The organism is Metasolibacillus sp. (assembly GCF_025291715.1).
In the GTDB taxonomy this organism is placed as follows: domain Bacteria; phylum Bacillota; class Bacilli; order Bacillales_A; family Planococcaceae; genus Metasolibacillus; species Metasolibacillus louembei.
Genome location: NZ_JAMBIZ010000015.1, coordinates 26009 through 44203, shown reverse-complemented (window position 1 = coordinate 44203; position 18195 = coordinate 26009). Strand labels below are relative to the sequence as shown.

Sequence of the window (18195 nt, the reverse complement as noted above, 5' to 3'; positions counted from 1 at the left end):
GTAATATAGTAATTATATATCTTTTTTAGAAACATTACATATTGCAAACTAGGAATAAAGGAAGAGGAGGGAGTGTTATGCAATATAAAAAGAATTATTTAATGCTCAGATTAGCGGCTTTAACGGTTGGGATTAATATAATTGTTTTTGTACTGGAGAAGTATTTTCATTTATTAAGCAAGCATAATTCACATGGGGCAGTTACAGAAGTTTCAACAGGTACTATAGTAGGGAGATATATATTTTTCATTATTCCTTTCTTATTTTTAGCATGGGGAATTGTGCTTTATATTAAAAACTCAGAGCACCATTTACTGCCATGGATTAATACATTAACGCAAACATTCGGTAGTATGGCTATTATTAGTAGTGCTGGTGGAGGAGTGGAGTTTCACTTTTCGATTTTTATGGTGTTAGCGATCATTGCTTATTATGAGCAAGTACGATTAATGATTTTAATGACGGTACTGTTTGCAGTACAGCATGTTGCAGGTTACTTCTTTATTCCACAAATTGTTTTTGGAACAGACCAATATACCTTCCTTATGTTAGTTATCCATGCAATCTTTTTATTATTAACTAGCTATGCAACAATTAAGCAAATTTTGTCGAAAAATGCGATAACGAAGCAACTTGAGGAAGAGAAGCGTAGCAAGGAAGAAAGCTTAATCCATTTAGTACAGCAGGTTGAAAAGCTATCTGAGCGCATCCAATCAGCTTCAATGAACGTTTCGAGTAAATCTGAGGAAAATTTGAAATCGAATGAGGCAATGGGGCATTCATTTGATGAGGTAACGCAAGGACTATCAATGCAAATTGATTCAATTCAATATGTTAATGACAATCTTGGGCGCATTCATCATTCAATTCAAAAAACATTCGATTCCTTTGAGGAAATTCAAGGAGAAGCAACAACAACAGAAAAAGCAGTAACTGAAAGCTATGGCAGACTTGAGATAATACAGGAGCAAAATAAAAATGTATTACACACAACTTCCGTTATCGTTTCATCGATGAAATCGTTACAGCAATCAGCGCTTGCGGCACAAAGTATGACAAGCATGATTCAAGCAATTGCAGATCAAACAAATTTATTAGCATTAAATGCATCAATTGAAGCAGCAAGGGCTGGAGAGCACGGTAAAGGATTTGCGGTCGTAGCAGATGAGATTCGTAAATTATCTGATCAAAGTCGAAGTGCGGCGGAGGAAATACAAGCAATTATTACAACGATTGGTGAGGAAAGTGAAGCGAATGTTGGGCATGTTAATGTCGGTCAACAGGCTATCCAACAATCAACAACAAATGTAGAGTCATTCGCTGCTGATTTTGGAAAAATACATCAAATGATTCAGCAAATGCTGCAATGTATTATTGAAATGAACAATATGATGACAGCGATTCATCGTGATACGACAGATGTAACAGAAAATATGCAGCAAGTTTTAGCTGTTACGGAAAGAGGCTTTGATTCTGTAGAGAGGTTAAGAGCAATCGGCGACCAGCAAATAGAATCAGCGAAGCAAGTAGATGAGGAAATTGAAGAGCTTGGCTCATTAAGCCAGTCGTTGCAGCAGCAATTTTCATAAAAATAAGGCTGTGTGGCAAGAGCGCCGCACAGCCATTGTTTTTATTCTGCTTTTGCCGTAACGATAGCGTAGCGCTCCCATTTTCGGCTTTTCCATCGTAGTAATACAAGAATTGCGCGTAGCCACTCATCTGCTGCAATAGCTAACCATACACCAACCAATCCCATATCAAGGACGAAGACGAATAAATAACCTAGTGGTAAGCTCATACAAATCATTGAAATGAAGCCGATTTTCACGGGGAAGCGTGCGTCACCGGATGCACGCAATGCGTTAATAATCGTAATATTAATTGTCCGTCCTGTTTCAAGTAAAATACTTAATAGCAGGACAGCTGAGGCAATGGCTATAATTTCAGGGTCCTTTGTAAATAGCTGAACGAATTGCTCACGGAAAAGCATGACGACTGCTACCATAACGAGTGTGAAAATTAAAGCAGTTTTCACACTAAACCAGCCGCGTTTATAGGCGATTTCCTGTTCACCTGCTCCAACATGGCGCCCGATTAAAATTGCCGTTCCCATCCCGATTGCCATTGCGAATAAATAAGTAAACATGGAAATATTGACGACATATTGACGTGCTGCAAGAGAGGCTGCGCCTATATACGTAACATAATATAAGAAAACAATTTGTGCAGTTTGATAAAGCACCTGCTCTAAAGCAGAAGGGATTCCGATTTGTAAAATTTTCTTAATATAGTCTTTGGAAAAAGTATAATAGTATTGTAATTTTACACGTACCTCCAGCGCCTGATAGAGCAGCCAGAAAAACACGACAGCAGCGAGCGCACGGCTAATAACAGAAGAAATAGCTGCACCTTCAACACCCATTGCAGGTGCGCCGAATTTTCCGAAAATCAAAATATAATTTAAAATTAAATGGATGACGTTCATGCCAAGTGACACATACATTGTTTGCTTTGTCCAACCGTTTACACGAATAACGGCAGATAATGAATTAATTAATGCTTGCAGGAAAATAAAGCCACCGACAATGCCAAGATAGCTTTGTGCAAATAGCAGGACATTTCCTTGTAAATTCATCATCGTCATAATGTTATTTGAGAATAAGATAAACAGCGCACTCATTATAATACCGACACAAAGGTTGAGCGACACTGACAACGCTGAAATTTTGGAAGCCTCTTTAAAGCGCTTCGAGCCTAAATATTGAGAAACAACGATGGCAGCACCTGAGCCGATAACACCTAATATTAAAATAGCAATTTGGATATATTGATTTGCTGCACCAACTCCAGCTACCGCTTCATCTGAAACGGCACTGAGCATCAGCGTATCTGCTAGCCCCATTAACATAAATAAAAATAATTCTAAAAAGAGTGGCCAAGTCAATTGAAATAGGCCAAGTTCTTTCGTTTTCTTCGCCATAAAAAACCTCTTTTCTATCCGATATCAAATCAAAGCAACAAGTATCGTATCATATTCTTTATCGAAAGTCGCTAACTTTATTTCGGAAGGCGAAAAGAGATGGTCATATGCGGCCTTCCTTGCTTGGTATTTCTTTATAATCTGATTTGAATACTGCTTCATAAATAAAGATAACATTCTACCCTGTACTTAGTATAAAAAAATAAGATGTTGCTGACCAGGTAAGCAACATTTTAGTTATAATCTTTATTTGTGCTTTTTCAGTGTAAGTTATTGTTGACAATATAAAATACACAATGTTATACAGAAGTTATACAAAAAGAATGGAGAGATTTGTGTGATAAGTTGGTGGAGAAGAGAAGTACCAAATGACAGTAAGGGCAAAGTTGCACAATCCTTGAATTTCAAGCCGATTGTAGCGCTTGGAAGTATGCCTGAACTTCAGGAGCAGATGGATCTAATTAATCTTCAGGAGGAAGATTTGTATAGATTGAAATCATATCAAATTTATATATCACAAGGTATACAAGAAGTGACAGATGTGTTTTATAAGAACGTGTTAAAAGTACAGAAATTGCGACATATTATTGAGCAACGTACGCAGGTGGAGCCTTTGAAGAGAAAATTAGGGGCTTATATTATTGCGATGTTTGATGGAGTTATTGACGAGGAATCGCTTGAGCGTAAGAGAAAGTTAGCGCGTATGCATTTTAAAATAGGTTTAGATCCTAAATGGTATATGGGTACTTTTCTACAATTGCAAGAAATGATGATTTCGCTAATTGTGAAGGATGTTGTCAATCCGATAGAGCGTGAAGAAATTATCTTTACTGTTTCAAAACTGATTAATCTTGAAATGCAAATTGTTCTTGAAGAATATGATAATGAAAATATCAATTTAAGAAATCAACAATACAATGTCGTTAAAAATCAATTGAAAAGTAAAATATCGGAAATTAGTAAAAATCTAGCCGATTTGACGGATGAAACGAACACTTCAATTGAAAAAGTGAATTTTTTCACGAACCGCATTAATAATACCGTGAAAGCTAATGTCGATACTGTACAACTAATTAATACAGATGCGGTGAGTGGAATTGAAGAGATGATAAAACTTGACGATGAAATCATGAAGATTGCGTCGAGCGCAAAGCATATGGGGCAAGTGACAGAAGAATTGAAAGTATCCTCAGATCAAATTATTTCGATTGTTACGTTAGTTAAAAATATAGCGGAGCAAACGAATTTACTTGCTTTAAATGCCGCAATTGAAGCGGCGCGGGCTGGAGAGCATGGAAAAGGTTTTGCTGTTGTTGCGCAGGAAGTCCGCAAACTCGCTGAGCAGTCGAAAAATTCAGTAGAAAATATTACGAATCTTATACAAACATCGAGCAATTTAACGGTGAAAGCTGTAGAAATGATTTATGATGTGCAAGCAAGGGTAGAGTCTGGGGGCCGAGTATCTGCGAGCGTGCAAAATAAGTTGCACCAAATTTTACATGAACTTATTGAAAATGAGGAACAAATTAAAAGAGTAGCTGTTGAAGTTGCTAACTTGAAAGAAGTAATTAGTTCCATTGGACAAGAAACAAAAACCGTTGCGAATACAGCGAGCCAATTGTATGCAACTACGATGCACTTATAATAAAGTATTATAATTTTGTAGTTAGAGGTTTTTCCTTGTAGGCGTGTTAAAATAGTATTGTGAAGGATTGTTGGCTTAAACAGACAGTACATGATAGTTTCGGAGTAAAAGTTTTAGATGGTTATCAAATTTTTTAGAGGTTGATTATGAATGAAGTTAAACAATGGAAATTGGTACAACATTACACAAGTATCTGATATTACGGGGTTGTCTAAGCAAGTTATAAGAAAGTGGGAACAGCGCTATCAACTTATTCAACCACGTCGTTTAGAAAATGGGCATCGTGTTTATATGGTAGCAGACATTGATATTTTGAAAAAAGCACAGCGCTTGATTGAAGAAGGCTATTCGATTAAGCAGGCTGCGGCAATTATTGTAGAGCAACAAAGACCAAACAACGACTTTGTGTTTAGCGAAGTGGAGATAGTATTTGAAGCTAACAGTGGCGACCATATTATTGAGATGTTGTTACAAGAAGGTGAAAAATGCAATGAAGTTGAGCTTAGTCGTTTGTTATCGAACGCACATCAAATGCTAGGGCTTCAACAGTTTTTGCAAGAAGTGGTCGTACCACTTTTAATGAAAGTTGGCATGGCGTGGCAAGAAGGACGTTGGAGTGAGTACCAAGAAGCGTTTTGTTCAATGGTTGTGCGGGATTATTTAGTGCAAATTAGACGTAACTATGAAGTATCACAAAAAGCGCCAATACTGCTAGGGGCTTGCTTACCTGGTGAGCAGCATGAAATACAGTTGCATATTTTACTGTTACATGCGGCAATTGCAGGTTGGCGCACAGTTTTGATAGGTAGTTCACCTGCTCTTGGAGCTATAGAATCTTTAATTGTTAAATTGCAACCGCAAGTTGTCTTACTGTCAGCTATGACGACACAACCTTTCGAACTTTACCCTAGGGCAATCAAGGAGTTAGACGATTTTGCTATAAGTCAAAAGGATATTCAGTTTTACATCGGGGGGGCTGGGACATTTCGCTTTTTGAACCAAGCCGATTTACGAGCTATATATATGACGAACGACTTGGGAGAAATATTGAAGAAATCGTAATGTTTGAAAGAAAAGGAGAGGGACATGTGTATGGGGTGTAGAAATTGTATAATGTATGAATTGAATTTTGATATAAAAATAGCTGGACAACAAAATGAGTCGATGGAACAAATACTAGTAAATTATTTCAAGAGACTCGGCATAGCTGCACAAAAAGTGAAAAATTACTATATCGTTAGTGAGAGCGTAGTACGTGAATTGCTTGATTTTGCACAAGATTTTATGGCAATAGACGAGCTATATTTTCGCCACCAACAAGCCGAATGGCGTCCATTAAAAGAAGTAACAACTATACTAGAGGCGCAATGGATTGATGATATCATCCGTCGCAAAGCGGTTGTTTGCTATTCGCAACCGATTATAGATGAACATGAGGAGATTTTCGGCTATGAAGTATTAGCGCGCTTTCCGAATGAAGACGGAACGTTGAAGTTTCCAAATGAAGTATTTGTAGCAGCGAGGCAGAGGGGGCGGCTTTATGCACTCGATCGCCTTTGTCGTATGAAGGCAGTCGAATATTCAACACAATTAAAGAAAAAAACATTTATTAATTTTATTCCGACATCCATTTATTCACCTGAATTTTGTTTGCGTTCCACAATGCAACTAGCTAAAAAGACAGGTGTGGACTTTCAACAGTTTGTTTTTGAAGTAGTAGAGACCGATAAAGTAGAAGATATCAATCATTTGAAGAAGATTTTGCGATACTACAATGAAAAAGGTTTTCAGTATGCTCTCGATGATGTAGGTGAAGGGCATAGTACGCTGGAGGTGCTTGCCGAATTGAAACCGCACTATATGAAATTAGATATGAAGTATAGTCAAGATGTAAGCATCGATGAGATGAAACAAAAAATGGCCCTAAATTTTTTGCGAAAAGCGCAAGAAGTAGGGGCGATTCCTTTAGCAGAAGGTATTGAAAATAGGCGAGATTTCATATGGCTACAACAACAAGGTTATAAACTTTTTCAAGGTTACTTTTTTGGCAAGCCAGCCACAACACCGCAACAATCCATCGTTATATAGAAAAAAGGTTAAAACAATTTTTACTTTGTTTTAACCTTTTTTTAGTGAGATATGAAGAAATTTTTACAAAAACTATTTTTTTGTCCAACACTTAAAAAATGTTGTACAATACAATCATTAAGTTGTATAATTTTTGTACAACTGATGTATAACGTTAAGCAACCTTTTTTAAAAATAAAAATAAGGGAAATGGCTAATGGCGACAGAAGTCTGGAGGGAAATTGAAATGGCAAAAAATATTGCAATTGTTGGAGCAGGACCAGGTGGTTTAGCAGCGGCTATGCTGCTAGCTACAAAAGGGTATCGCGTTAATATTTATGAGAAACAACCTTATGTTGGCGGTAGAACGAGCGAAATAATACTAGGTGATTACCGTTTTGATATGGGACCTACTTTTTTGAATATGCTTTATATTGTAGAGGAAATATTTGAGTTGACAGGAAGAAATATTCACGATTATGTCAATTTAATTGATTTAAACCCAATGTACCAACTGATTTACCACGATCAAAAGATAAATATGACACGAAACCGCGAAGAGATGGTGAGACAAATCGAGGAGTTGTTCCCAGGAGATGGTGAAGGATATAGACGTTATATGGAAGAGACAGAACGGAAATTGGAAAAGCTAGCTCCTGTCTTACAAACATCAATGAATCGTATAATAGACTTAATGCAGCCGAAAGTGTTAAAAGCGCTAGGGGAGCTGGAAATTGGCAAGTCGTTGATGGACAAATTAGGTCGCTATTATATACATGAAGAGCTACAACTTGCCTTTACATTCCAATCGAAATATTTAGGGATGTCACCGTGGGAAAGCCCTGGCGCATTTTCGATTTTGTCTTATATTGAGCATGCGTACGGTGTGTATCATATTCAAGGCGGTATTAATCAATTAACAGTTGCTATGGCACAAGTCGTAAGAGAACTAGGAGGGGAAATTCATACAAACTGTCCTGTTTCGCAATTGTGGCTAGAAGGTCGTAAAGTTAAAGGCTTATTACTAGAAAGTGGTGAACGAATTGCTGCAGATGAAATAGTAATTAATGCAGACTTTGCACATGCGATGACAACCTTAGTAAAACAAGGCACACTGAAAAAGTATTCAGAGAAAAAATTAAACAAGAAAAAATATTCTTGTTCAACATTTATGCTATATTTAGGTGTTAATAAAAAAATTGACTTACCACACCATACGATTTGGTTTGCAAAAGACTATCGCAAAAACGTAGAAGAAATTACAAAAGAGAAAATTTTATCTGAAGACCCATCCATCTATATACAAAATGCAGCTGTTACAGATCCGACAGTTGCACCAGAGGGAAAGTCAACACTTTATGTACTTGCTCCGGTGCCGAATAACTTCAGCAAAATTAATTGGCAAAATTGTGAAAAAGACTACAGGGATATGTTAATTAAAATGTTAGGAGAAAAATTAGGAATAGACAATTTTGAACAATATATTGAAGTAGAAAAAATGATTTCACCAAGAATATGGGAAGAAGAAATAGGCGTTTATAAAGGGGCTACATTTAACTTAGGTCATCAGCTTTCACAGATGTTAACATTCCGCCCGCGCAATAAGTTTGAAGAGCTCGATAATTGTTGGTTAGTTGGAGGTGGTACACATCCAGGAAGCGGTTTGCCGATTATACTGGAATCTGCACGCATTACGTCAAACGGAATTTTAGCGCAAGATAATCAATTACTACACGCTATTAAGCCGTTGCCACAACCTTCAAGCAAACATAGTAAACAAGATCAACAACATTTGAAAGATATCGATATTTTGCAAGTGTAATAACCGTTAGTGTTTGAGTTTCAGAGTTTGTTGAGGGTGTTTTACTACGGTTAGTAATAGTGTTACAGCTCAATACAACTAGCAAAGTAGCTATTTAACACGATAGTTCACAGATTGCAGGGGGGCTTTATTTGTACTGCATAAGAAAAATTTAAATTAGTAGCATTGACAAGATTTTTTGAATGTCTGTATAAATTTTTGGTAAAATTTATTAATCTATTTGCGACGCAGTGTATGAATAGGCAAGGCACAATTGCTCAAATAACAGCGTCCATTACTTTAAGGAGGTAGATGTCCTTCCTCTTGCTGGGAAAGGCAAATATTAGATAAAGTATAAAGAAATTATTTTCAATTTTGAGCATTTATTGGGGGTGGGAAAAATGCGAGAAGCACCTCTTTTCCGCATTATAAGTGCAAGTTTAATAGCAGGTATCGTCCTGACATTATTTTTGAAAGTCGTAGAATGGTTGACAGCAGAAAGTGTCTATACATTGTTGTTAAATGTAGATTATATTCCTGTCTTGAAAAGATATACATTTTCGGAGTGGATTGAAGTAACGTTCCATTTAATCGTTTCTGTTATTGTCGGCTTTTGCTTTTATGTATTTTTTCAGAAGATGCAAATACATGCTGCTAAAAAGCAAATCACCTACACAATTTGTTGCAGTGTGCTTATTGGGTTATGCCTTTTCCCAACGACAGAGTTTTCACTGCGCACGCCGAAAGTGACGAATGTTGATGCACTGCTTTATTGGTTAATAGGACATGCCCTTTTTGGCTATGTATTCGGCTCTTTATTTGTAAATACAAAACCCCGGCACAGTTCTTAAAAACAAAGGGAGACACTGGATTAGGAGTATCATTACTAGTTTATGGTTCATCCTTTAGCGGAGCCTCTAAACAAATGTAAGAAAAATCATTAATTACAAAATAACGATAGATGTACGTGTTGAAAAATATTTTTTAGACACTCAAAAGTGGCGCGAGCCATTGATACATCAACATTTATAGAGGGAGGAATTTTTTACATGTTTTTAGCATGGAATGAAATTAAAAAAAATAAATTGAGGTTTCTTCTAATAACAGGTGTATTAATGCTTGTCGCATACCTAGTATTTTTCTTATCAGGCTTAGCGACAGGTTTGCAAAGCTTAAATAGGGAGGCTGTTGACAAGTGGGGAGGTACAGCCATTTTATTGTCGCAAGATGCCGATAAAAGTCTTTATCAGTCTGCTATTGATCGCACAGAGTTTTCGAATCTCGATATGGAGCGCACCGCATTTTTAAGTCAGTTTAGTACAATTGCCCAAAACGATGAGACGAAGAAAAATGTCTCCATTTTTGGGATAGAAGAAGATAGTTTTCTTATCCCAGAGGTGACAGAAGGTGTTCTATATAAAGGTGAAAATGAAGTGGTCGCAAGTGATGCATTAGAAGAGCTCGGTTTCAAACTTGGCGATGAGCTGTCTATTTCTTCATCAGACGAGAAGTTAACGATTACAGGGTTCACCAAAAATGCGCGCTTTAATGCAGCACCTGTTTTGTATACGACAATCGAGACGTTACAACATGTTAAATACGGTGACAGAGCAGAGGAAAATAAAAATGTACGCAATGCACTTATTACGAAAGATGAAGATGCACTATCATCTGATGCACCAAAAGCATATGAATGGGTAAGAATGGAAATTTTCGTTAAAAACTTACCGGGTTATACAGAGCAAAATATGACACTAACTTTTATGATTTATTTCTTATTCGTCATTTCTTCTGTTATTGTTGCAATCTTCCTATATGTATTAACTGTACAAAAGATTAGTATGTTTGGTGTTATGAAAGCACAAGGCATTTCTAATAGCTATTTAGCTCGCTCTGTGATGGCACAAACAGCTATTTTAGCATTCATAGGTACAGTAGTAGGCTTGCTGCTAACATTGTTAACAGGGGTATTTTTGCCAGCTGTGGTACCTGTCACATTTGACGCTATGCAAATGATTATATATGGTGCTGTCTTAATAGTCGTTGCGATTGCAGGGGCGTTATTCTCTGTATGGACGATTGTCCGCATCGACCCATTGAAAGCGATTGGAGGGTAAGAAAGTGACAGTTTTACAATTGAAAAATATAAAAAAAACGTTCGGCAGTGGTCATAAAAAGGTAGAAGCGCTAAAAGATATTACGTTTGAAGCAAATAGCGATGAGCTCATCGCCATTATCGGCCCATCTGGTTCTGGGAAAAGTACATTTTTAACGATTGTTGGAGGGCTGTTAACACCGACAGAAGGTGATATTATTATTAACGGCCAAAATATTTCTAAATTGAGTGAAAAAGAACGCTCCAAATTGCGCTTAAAGGAAATCGGTTTTATTTTGCAAGCATCGAATTTAGTGCCGTTTTTAACAGTTGATAACCAGATGAAATTACTCGATAAAGTGAAGAAAGAAAATATGTCTATACAGGATGTCGATCGATTATGTAAAGATTTAGGGATTGATGATTTACGCGGAAAATATCCTTCAGACTTATCAGGAGGTGAACGCCAACGTGTCGCTATCGCAAAAGCGCTCTACAGCAAGCCTTCCATTATTTTAGCAGATGAGCCGACAGCATCTCTTGACTCTGATCGTGCATTTGAAGTAATGGAGCTATTAAAAAATGAAACGAAAAATAATAAAACGACGACAATAGTTGTAACACATGATACGCGTCTTATTAGTTATTTCGACAAAGTGTTCCAAATGACAGATGGCGTATTAGAAAACATTACAGAACAAGTATTAAATGGTGAAAATGAATGGAAAAAATAATTGTGTTATTTCAGAAAGATTTGCGCTTACATGATAATTTAGCATTGATTGCTGCGGCAAAAAGAGGGGTTGTTATCCCTCTTTTTATTTTCTCAGAAGACGACAGAATTGTGCGCGGTAGTGCTGCAGCTTGTTATTTGCATGACGCACTGTGTGCTTTAAAGGAGGAACTAAGCACAAAACAGTTGACATTGACCATACGGAGCGGCAACAAAAGTGAAGTGCTTCACCAATTTGTCAAAGAGACAGGCGCACAAGCGATTTATACGAACTACCGCACAGGAAATGAGAAAATCGAGAATCCTTCCATCTATGTTCATTATTTTTCAGATATGTTGCTCCGCTCTAGCGAGGATTTTTACAATGTAACGGGGGATACTTATAAAATATATAGCGCATTTTATAAGCGTTTTTTGCACTATACAGTTGAACAGCCGAAACAAACTCCAACACAAATCGCACACTCAACCGAACTGTATCCATCTTTAACAATCGAACAACTAGCACTACTGCCTACTCTAGCGTGGAGCACTACTGTTCGTGCACATTGGCAAGCAGGTGAGCATAGTGCACTAAAAAAGTGGCGTAATTTTTTACAAAATGAGATTTACGATTACAAAGAAGGGCGAGACATCCCGTCACAACAAGCGACGTCCATGCTGTCTACATATTTAGCATTCGGTGAAATAAGTGTGCGCACAATGTGGTATATGCTAAAAGAGGCGCAACAAATGATATTAAATAATGCACACCTCGAGTCGGTGGTGACTTATGAAAAGCAACTTATATGGCGTGAATTTGCCTATTATAAGCTAACTCATTACCCAACAATGCCCACAATGTCACTGCGGTCACAGTTCCAAGCATTCCCGTGGCAAGAAGATTGTACAGTCGTTGACAATTGGCAAAAAGGACACACAGGTTATCCAATAGTTGATGCAGGTATGCGTCAACTATGGCAAACAGGTTGGATGCATAATAGGGTGCGGATGATTGTTGCATCTTTTTTAGTAAAACATTTGCTTATCCGATGGCAAGTTGGAGAAAGGTGGTTTGCTGACACGCTCGTCGATTTCGACGTAGCAATCAATGCGCTCAGTTGGCAATGGTCAGCGGGATGTGGTATTGATGCAGCCCCATACTTCCGCATTTTTAATCCTATTTTACAAGGGCAAAAATTCGATGCGACTGGCGAATATATTAAAAAATGGGTGCCAGAGCTCGCACATATCCCAGCTGAATATATACATGAGCCGTGGAAAGCACCTGCACCTATTTTGAAAAATGTTCGTGTGAATTTAGGTGAAACATATCCATATCCAATCGTTGATCATGTATTTGCAAGAGAAAGAGCGCTCGCTGCCTATGCGCAAATCAAGAGGAAAGGTTAACGAAACGCAATCCTCTTGAAAATTTCTTCTCCACTAGTGCTATGGTATAGTTAGAGTATGTGAGGCAGAAAGGAAGTCGTCAAAATGGCAAAAAGCGTAGTATTAGCAGAAAAACCTTCAGTAGCACGTGATATTGCGAATGTGCTGAAGTGTCATAAAAAGGGTAACGGGTTTTTAGAAGGTGACAAATACATTGTGACATGGGCTTTAGGGCATTTAGTAACACTTGCTGACCCTGAAAGCTATGATGTCAAATATAAAACATGGAATTTAGAGGATTTACCGATGCTGCCAGAGCGTTTAAAGCTGACAGTGATTAAGCAATCAGGCAAACAATTTAATGCGGTAAAGTCACAGCTAAGCCGTAGTGATGTCAATGAAGTGATTATTGCGACAGATGCAGGACGTGAAGGGGAGCTTGTGGCGCGTTGGATTTTAGCGAAGGCGAAAATTAATAAGCCTGTCAAGCGTCTATGGATTTCTTCTGTTACAGATAAAGCGATTAAAGAAGGCTTTGCTAATTTAAAGCCTGGTAAACAGTATGAAAACCTATACCATGCAGCGATTGCACGCTCTGAGGCAGATTGGTATATCGGCTTAAATGCAACGCGCGCATTAACAGCGAAGCATAATGCACAGTTGAATTGTGGGCGTGTGCAAACACCGACATTGGCCATGATTGCAGCACGCGAAGATGAAATTAAAAACTTTAAGGCACAGACATATTACGGCATTGAAGCCCAAACAGACTCAATTAAACTAACATGGCAAGATGCCAATGGTAATAGCCGTAGCTTTAATAAGGAAAAAATCGACAGCATTATTAAAACGCTAGGTCGCCAAGATGCGAAGGTTATCAATGTGGAACGAAAGCCAAAGAAATCCTTTGCACCAGCGTTATATGATTTAACAGAGCTTCAGCGTGATGCTAACAAGCTGTTCGGTTATTCAGCTAAAGAAACATTAAATATTATGCAAAAGCTTTATGAATCGCATAAAGTGCTGACATATCCACGTACAGATTCACGTTATATTTCATCGGATATTGTGGGTACATTGCCAGAGCGTTTAAAGGCATGCGCAGTAGGCGATTATCGCACAATTGCAAATAAGATAGCGACGAAGCCAATTAAAGCAACGAAAGCATTTGTCGATGATAGCAAGGTCAGCGATCACCATGCCATTATTCCAACAGAGGCATATGTCAATTTATCGGCATTTTCCGATAAGGAACGCAAAATTTATGATTTAGTTGTCAAGCGTTTCCTTGCAGTATTATTACCAGCACATGAGTACGAGCAATTAACAGTGCAGGCTGAAATTGCAGCGGAGAAATTTATTGCGAAAGGTAAAACGGTGCTGAGCGCAGGCTGGAAAGAGGTTTACCAAAATCGCTTTGATGATGAAGAAACAAACGAAGATGTGAAGGAGCAGCTGTTACCTCGACTTAATAAAGGTGATGTGCTGAAAACGCGCTTAATCGCAGGAACATCCGGTCAAACAAAGCCACCAGCGCGCTTCACAGAGGCGACATTATTATCGGCGATGGAAAATCCGACAAAATATTTAGAGACGGATGACAAACGTTTAGCAGACACATTGAAATCAACAGGTGGGCTTGGCACTGTTGCGACACGTGCGGATATTATTGATAAACTGTTCAATTCCTTTATGATTGAAAAGCGTGGCGGTAAAGATATTTTCATTACATCGAAAGGGCGCCAATTGCTTGATTTAGCACCTGAAGAATTGCGCTCGCCAGCGACGACAGCCGAGTGGGAGCAAAAGCTAGAATTGATTGCAAAAGGCAAGCTACAAAAGGACACGTTCATTAATGAAATGAAAGAGCATACGAAAGCAATCGTAACAGATATTAAAAATAACGATAAAAAATACAAGCATGATAATATCTCAACAAAAACTTGCCCAGATTGTGGCAAGCCGATGCTTGAAGTCAATGGTAAAAAGGGCAAAATGCTTGTTTGCCAGGATCGTGAATGTGGTCATCGTAAAAATATTTCACGCACGACGAATGCACGCTGTCCACAATGTAAGAAAAAGCTTGAACTACGTGGCGAAGGTGAAGGGCAAATTTTCGTATGTAAATGTGGTTACCGTGAAAAACTGTCTGCCTTTGAAGCACGTCGTAAGAAAGAAGGCTCAGGTAAGGTCGATAAACGCTCTGTGCAAAAATATATGAAGCAGCAGGATAAGGAAGCAGAGCCAATCAATAATGCATTTGCTGAATTATTAAAGGGTCTTAAATTAGATGAATAGCTTGTAGATATGAAATGCACCCAATTGTTTAGGATTCCTAAACAATTGGGTTATTTATTTTTAATCAATACCAAAATGGATACGGCTTTTTATATTTTATTTCGTGTGACAGAAGGTTTTCTATCCTTGCCCCACAGTGCTCAATATTTTCTTAAGAATAACTTAAGATATTCAGAAGAAATATACGGTACTATTTATCAGAAGGTATAATAATGGACAAGGGGAACGGTGTAGGGAATATAGTAAGGAGAGATGAAGCCTTGAATTTGAATATTTTAGTATTAGATGATGAAAAGGAAATTGCCGATTTAATCGAAGTTTATTTAATAAATGAAAAATACAATGTGTTTAAATATTACGATGCGAAAGAGGCTTTAGCATTTATAGAAAGCACAACGATTGATTTAGCCATTTTAGATGTAATGATGCCCGAAATAGATGGCTTTACGCTGTTAAGAAAAATTAGAGAAGCTCACACTTTTCCTGTTATTATGCTGACTGCAAAAGAAGAGGAGATAGACAAAATAAACGGCTTTTCGCTAGGAGCAGATGATTATATTACGAAGCCTTTTCGCCCGTTGGAGCTCGTCGCTCGTGTCAAGGCTCAAATAAGAAGGTTTACAATGTATAATCAGGACGCTAAGCATAGTGAAGATACGATAGACTTCTCTGGCTTAGTTTTAAATAAAAGTACACGTCAAGTTTTTCTGAACGAAAAGCAATTAGCTCTTACACCAACTGAATTCTCTATTTTATGGTACTTATCTTTAAATAGAGGAAAGGTGATTAGCTCAGAGCAGCTATTTCAGGAGGTTTGGGGAGAAAAGTATTTTAACAGCAATAATACTATTATGGTCCATATTAGAAATTTGCGAGATAAAATGAAGGATTCTGCGGAAAATCCAAAGTTTATTAAAACGGTTTGGGGAGTGGGATATACAATTGAAAAGTGAGTTTGGCCGACTGAAGAGGAAAATGATTGGACAAATTATTTTTATTTTAGTAATAGCCATCATTAGTGGCTATCTCATTAGCTTCGTTTTGCTTGATGGAATATTACAAGCGCCGTTTGCGGATTTATTTATAGCCTTCTGTGAAAATGTGCTGCAATTAGATTGGTATGTAGCAAGAGACGCTTACTCCATATTGTTTCAACAAAATAAATCCTTTTGGTTGGCTATAGGATTTATTATATTATTACTTATTATTTTTTACATTGCGCTATCTCGTTTTACTCGTTATTTTAATCAAATTAGCGATGGTATTATGATGCTTTCAGAGGATTCAGAGAAGGAAATTCACCTTCCTGTTGAGCTAGATTTTTTAGAAAAGCAATTAAACAATGTAAAAGCTAAATTAGAGAAGCGTGCCAAAGATGCGCAAGAAGCTGAACAGAGAAAGAATGATTTAGTTGTTTATTTAGCGCACGATATTAAAACACCGCTAACATCAATTATTGGCTATTTAAGCCTTTTAGATGAGGCGAAGGATATGCCGGTGGAGCAAAGGGAAAAGTATGTCACGATTACATTAGAAAAATCGTATAGATTGGAGCAATTAATTAATGAGTTTTTTGAAATAACGAGATTTAATTTGCAATCTATTATTTTAGAAAAAAATCTAATTCCTTTAAATTATATGCTATTGCAAGTAGCTGATGAATTTTATCCATTGCTAGCACCGAAAGGTCAAAAAGCAGTTGTCCAAATAGATGATGAAATCAATATTTATGCAGATGGCGATAAATTGGCAAGGGTATTTAATAATATTTTAAAAAATGCAGTTGCCTATAGTAATCCAAATAGCACCATTGAAATTAGCGCTAGAAACGAAAATAATCAGACGTTTATTTCATTTACGAATGTAGGGAAAACAATCCCTGCTGAAAAGCTGGAGATGATATTTCAAAAGTTTTATCGTTTAGATAGCGCAAGGTCGACGCAAACAGGTGGTGCGGGGCTTGGTTTAGCAATTTCTAATGAAATTATACAAGCGCATGGTGGGACGATTACAGCCACTTCAAGTGATAATAAAACCGTGTTTACTGTGATGATTCCAACGAATTCTTAAGAAACCTTAAGAATTTGCTAATAGTTAATTAAAAAAACGCTCCTTTTTTTATGTTTGAATAGAAGCATACAGAAAAGGAGTTGTTATTTATGTTCACGAAAAAAGGGATTTTTAGTATCTTGTTGATATTAACGGCGCTATTCCTTTATTTTATGCTAACAAGGGAGCCTTCAATGTCTTTACGTCAGGACATTGCCTCTTCAAAATTATTCGTACCTGTGCAGAGCGAGGGAACGCTTGATATTAGTTTACACAGTTCCAATGCAATTTTAGTGAATTTGGATAAAAATGAAGTGCTATTGGATAAAAATAGTGAGGAAATTATTTACCCAGCATCTTTAACAAAAATGATGACAATTTTAGTTGCGATTGAACATATTGATAATTTGCAAGAACGCATTGTATTACCAAGGGAAATATTTGATGATTTATATCAAGAAAATGCCTCTATGGCAGGTTTTCTTCCAAATGAGGAGCTTACTTTAGAGGATTTGCTGTATGGCTCTATGCTGCCGTCAGGTGCGGAGGCGACAATCGGCTTAACTGAATATATTGCTGGCTCAGAGCAAGCATTTGTAAAGCTTATGAACGATAAGGCTCAGCAGCTAGAAATGGAAAATACGAATTTTACAAATACAACAGGATTACACAATGCTAATCATTATACGACGGTTAAAGATATTTCCTTATTTTTGCAATATGCGTTAATGAATCAGGAGTTTCGAAATGTTTATACAGCACAGCGTTATTCTATACAATCAACAAATCTTCATCCAGAAGGCATCACATTGACAAGTCGAATGTTTCAAAATATGAGCTCCAGCATGCTACCTCAGGGAGAAATAGTAGGTGGCAAAACGGGCTATACAGATGAGGCAGGCTTATGTTTAGCAAGCTTAGCAGTGGTAAATGGACAAGAGTACATCCTTGTAACGGCAGGAGCTGAAGGAGGACCACGAACTGAGCAATTTAATATAGTGGATGCATTTTCAGTATATAGTGCGCTGTGAGCTTTCAAAATAATAAAGGTGAAAGGTTGTTTTTGGTAACCTTTCATTTTTTTATTTGATTGAGAAAGGCTTCGTATAATGAAAATCTAGTTTTTGAAAAGCCAAATAAAAATATGAGCATAAAT

At 37.3% G+C, this 18195-nt stretch carries 14 protein-coding genes; 13 read left to right on the top strand and 1 reads right to left on the bottom strand.

Going from position 1 to position 18195, the window contains the following annotated elements; all coding sequences use genetic code 11:
* The first annotated feature begins 77 nt into the window (after positions 1-77).
* Positions 78-1589: a methyl-accepting chemotaxis protein gene (locus M3Z76_RS11110; protein ID WP_293926673.1), complete on the top strand. Its 1512-nt coding sequence runs from the start codon at positions 78-80 to the stop codon at positions 1587-1589.
* A gap of 41 nt (positions 1590-1630) precedes the next feature.
* Here M3Z76_RS11110 and M3Z76_RS11105 read toward each other — a convergent pair whose 3' ends face one another.
* Entirely contained in the window at positions 1631-2980 is a 1350-nt protein-coding gene (locus tag M3Z76_RS11105) for an MATE family efflux transporter (protein WP_293926674.1), read from the bottom strand.
* A gap of 337 nt (positions 2981-3317) precedes the next feature.
* Here M3Z76_RS11105 and M3Z76_RS11100 point away from each other — a divergent pair, with 337 nt between their 5' ends.
* The 12 genes from M3Z76_RS11100 (at position 3318) to M3Z76_RS11045 (ending at position 18070) form a co-directional block, all read left to right on the top strand.
* Complete coding sequence (locus tag M3Z76_RS11100; RefSeq protein ID WP_293926677.1) at positions 3318-4625, top strand: globin-coupled sensor protein; 1308 nt, start codon at positions 3318-3320, stop codon at positions 4623-4625.
* Between the two features lie 150 nt (positions 4626-4775).
* Complete coding sequence (locus M3Z76_RS11095; RefSeq protein ID WP_293926679.1) at positions 4776-5687, top strand: MerR family transcriptional regulator; 912 nt, start codon at positions 4776-4778, stop codon at positions 5685-5687.
* A 51-nt stretch (positions 5688-5738) separates the two neighbouring features.
* Positions 5739-6713: an EAL domain-containing protein gene (locus M3Z76_RS11090; RefSeq protein WP_293926682.1), complete on the top strand. Its 975-nt coding sequence runs from the start codon at positions 5739-5741 to the stop codon at positions 6711-6713.
* 226 nt (positions 6714-6939) lie between these two features.
* Positions 6940-8514 (top strand): phytoene desaturase family protein, encoded by a 1575-nt coding sequence (locus tag M3Z76_RS11085; RefSeq protein ID WP_293926685.1) that lies wholly within the window; start codon positions 6940-6942, stop codon positions 8512-8514.
* Positions 8515-8894: 380 nt separating this feature from the next.
* The gene (locus M3Z76_RS11080) at positions 8895-9344 is read left to right on the top strand and encodes a hypothetical protein (protein WP_293926687.1); all 450 of its coding nucleotides are present in this window, start codon (positions 8895-8897) and stop codon (positions 9342-9344) included.
* A gap of 198 nt (positions 9345-9542) precedes the next feature.
* A complete protein-coding gene (locus M3Z76_RS11075) occupies positions 9543-10610 on the top strand; it encodes an ABC transporter permease (RefSeq protein ID WP_293926690.1) in 1068 nt (355 codons plus the stop codon).
* Between the two features lie 4 nt (positions 10611-10614).
* Positions 10615-11322 carry an ABC transporter ATP-binding protein gene (locus M3Z76_RS11070; RefSeq protein ID WP_293926692.1) on the top strand — a complete coding sequence of 236 codons (708 nt, stop codon included), beginning with the start codon at positions 10615-10617 and terminating at the stop codon, positions 11320-11322.
* Positions 11310-12713, top strand: a complete 1404-nt coding sequence (locus tag M3Z76_RS11065; protein WP_293926694.1) for a cryptochrome/photolyase family protein — start codon at positions 11310-11312, stop codon at positions 12711-12713. The genes M3Z76_RS11070 and M3Z76_RS11065 overlap by 13 nt, the downstream gene beginning before the upstream one ends.
* 84 nt (positions 12714-12797) lie before the next feature.
* Positions 12798-14990, top strand: coding sequence for a DNA topoisomerase III (locus tag M3Z76_RS11060; RefSeq protein WP_293926697.1), 2193 nt, complete (start codon positions 12798-12800; stop codon positions 14988-14990).
* Between the two features lie 260 nt (positions 14991-15250).
* A complete protein-coding gene (gene vanR / locus M3Z76_RS11055; RefSeq protein WP_293926759.1) occupies positions 15251-15943 on the top strand; it encodes a VanR-ABDEGLN family response regulator transcription factor in 693 nt (230 codons plus the stop codon).
* A gap of 22 nt (positions 15944-15965) precedes the next feature.
* Positions 15966-17060 (top strand): sensor histidine kinase, encoded by a 1095-nt coding sequence (locus M3Z76_RS11050; RefSeq protein WP_293926700.1) that lies wholly within the window; start codon positions 15966-15968, stop codon positions 17058-17060.
* 173 nt (positions 17061-17233) lie between these two features.
* A complete protein-coding gene (locus M3Z76_RS11045) occupies positions 17234-18070 on the top strand; it encodes a D-alanyl-D-alanine carboxypeptidase family protein (protein WP_293926703.1) in 837 nt (278 codons plus the stop codon).
* Positions 18071-18195: the final 125 nt, after the last annotated feature.

Excerpts from the sequence above, each read along its gene's own strand:
- M3Z76_RS11065 (WP_293926694.1), top strand. The coding sequence starts at position 11,310 with ATGGAAAAAATAATTGTGTTATTTCAGAAAGATTTGCGCTTACATGAT.
- M3Z76_RS11080 (WP_293926687.1), top strand. The coding sequence starts at position 8,895 with ATGCGAGAAGCACCTCTTTTCCGCATTATAAGTGCAAGTTTAATAGCA.
- M3Z76_RS11060 (WP_293926697.1), top strand. The coding sequence starts at position 12,798 with ATGGCAAAAAGCGTAGTATTAGCAGAAAAACCTTCAGTAGCACGTGAT.
- M3Z76_RS11075 (WP_293926690.1), top strand. The coding sequence starts at position 9,543 with ATGTTTTTAGCATGGAATGAAATTAAAAAAAATAAATTGAGGTTTCTT.
- M3Z76_RS11090 (WP_293926682.1), top strand. The coding sequence starts at position 5,739 with ATGTATGAATTGAATTTTGATATAAAAATAGCTGGACAACAAAATGAG.
- M3Z76_RS11050 (WP_293926700.1), top strand. The coding sequence starts at position 15,966 with ATGATTGGACAAATTATTTTTATTTTAGTAATAGCCATCATTAGTGGC.
- M3Z76_RS11095 (WP_293926679.1), top strand. The coding sequence starts at position 4,776 with ATGAAGTTAAACAATGGAAATTGGTACAACATTACACAAGTATCTGAT.
- M3Z76_RS11110 (WP_293926673.1), top strand. The coding sequence starts at position 78 with ATGCAATATAAAAAGAATTATTTAATGCTCAGATTAGCGGCTTTAACG.
- M3Z76_RS11045 (WP_293926703.1), top strand. The coding sequence starts at position 17,234 with ATGTCTTTACGTCAGGACATTGCCTCTTCAAAATTATTCGTACCTGTG.
- M3Z76_RS11085 (WP_293926685.1), top strand. The coding sequence starts at position 6,940 with ATGGCAAAAAATATTGCAATTGTTGGAGCAGGACCAGGTGGTTTAGCA.
- M3Z76_RS11105 (WP_293926674.1), bottom strand. The coding sequence starts at position 2,980 with ATGGCGAAGAAAACGAAAGAACTTGGCCTATTTCAATTGACTTGGCCA.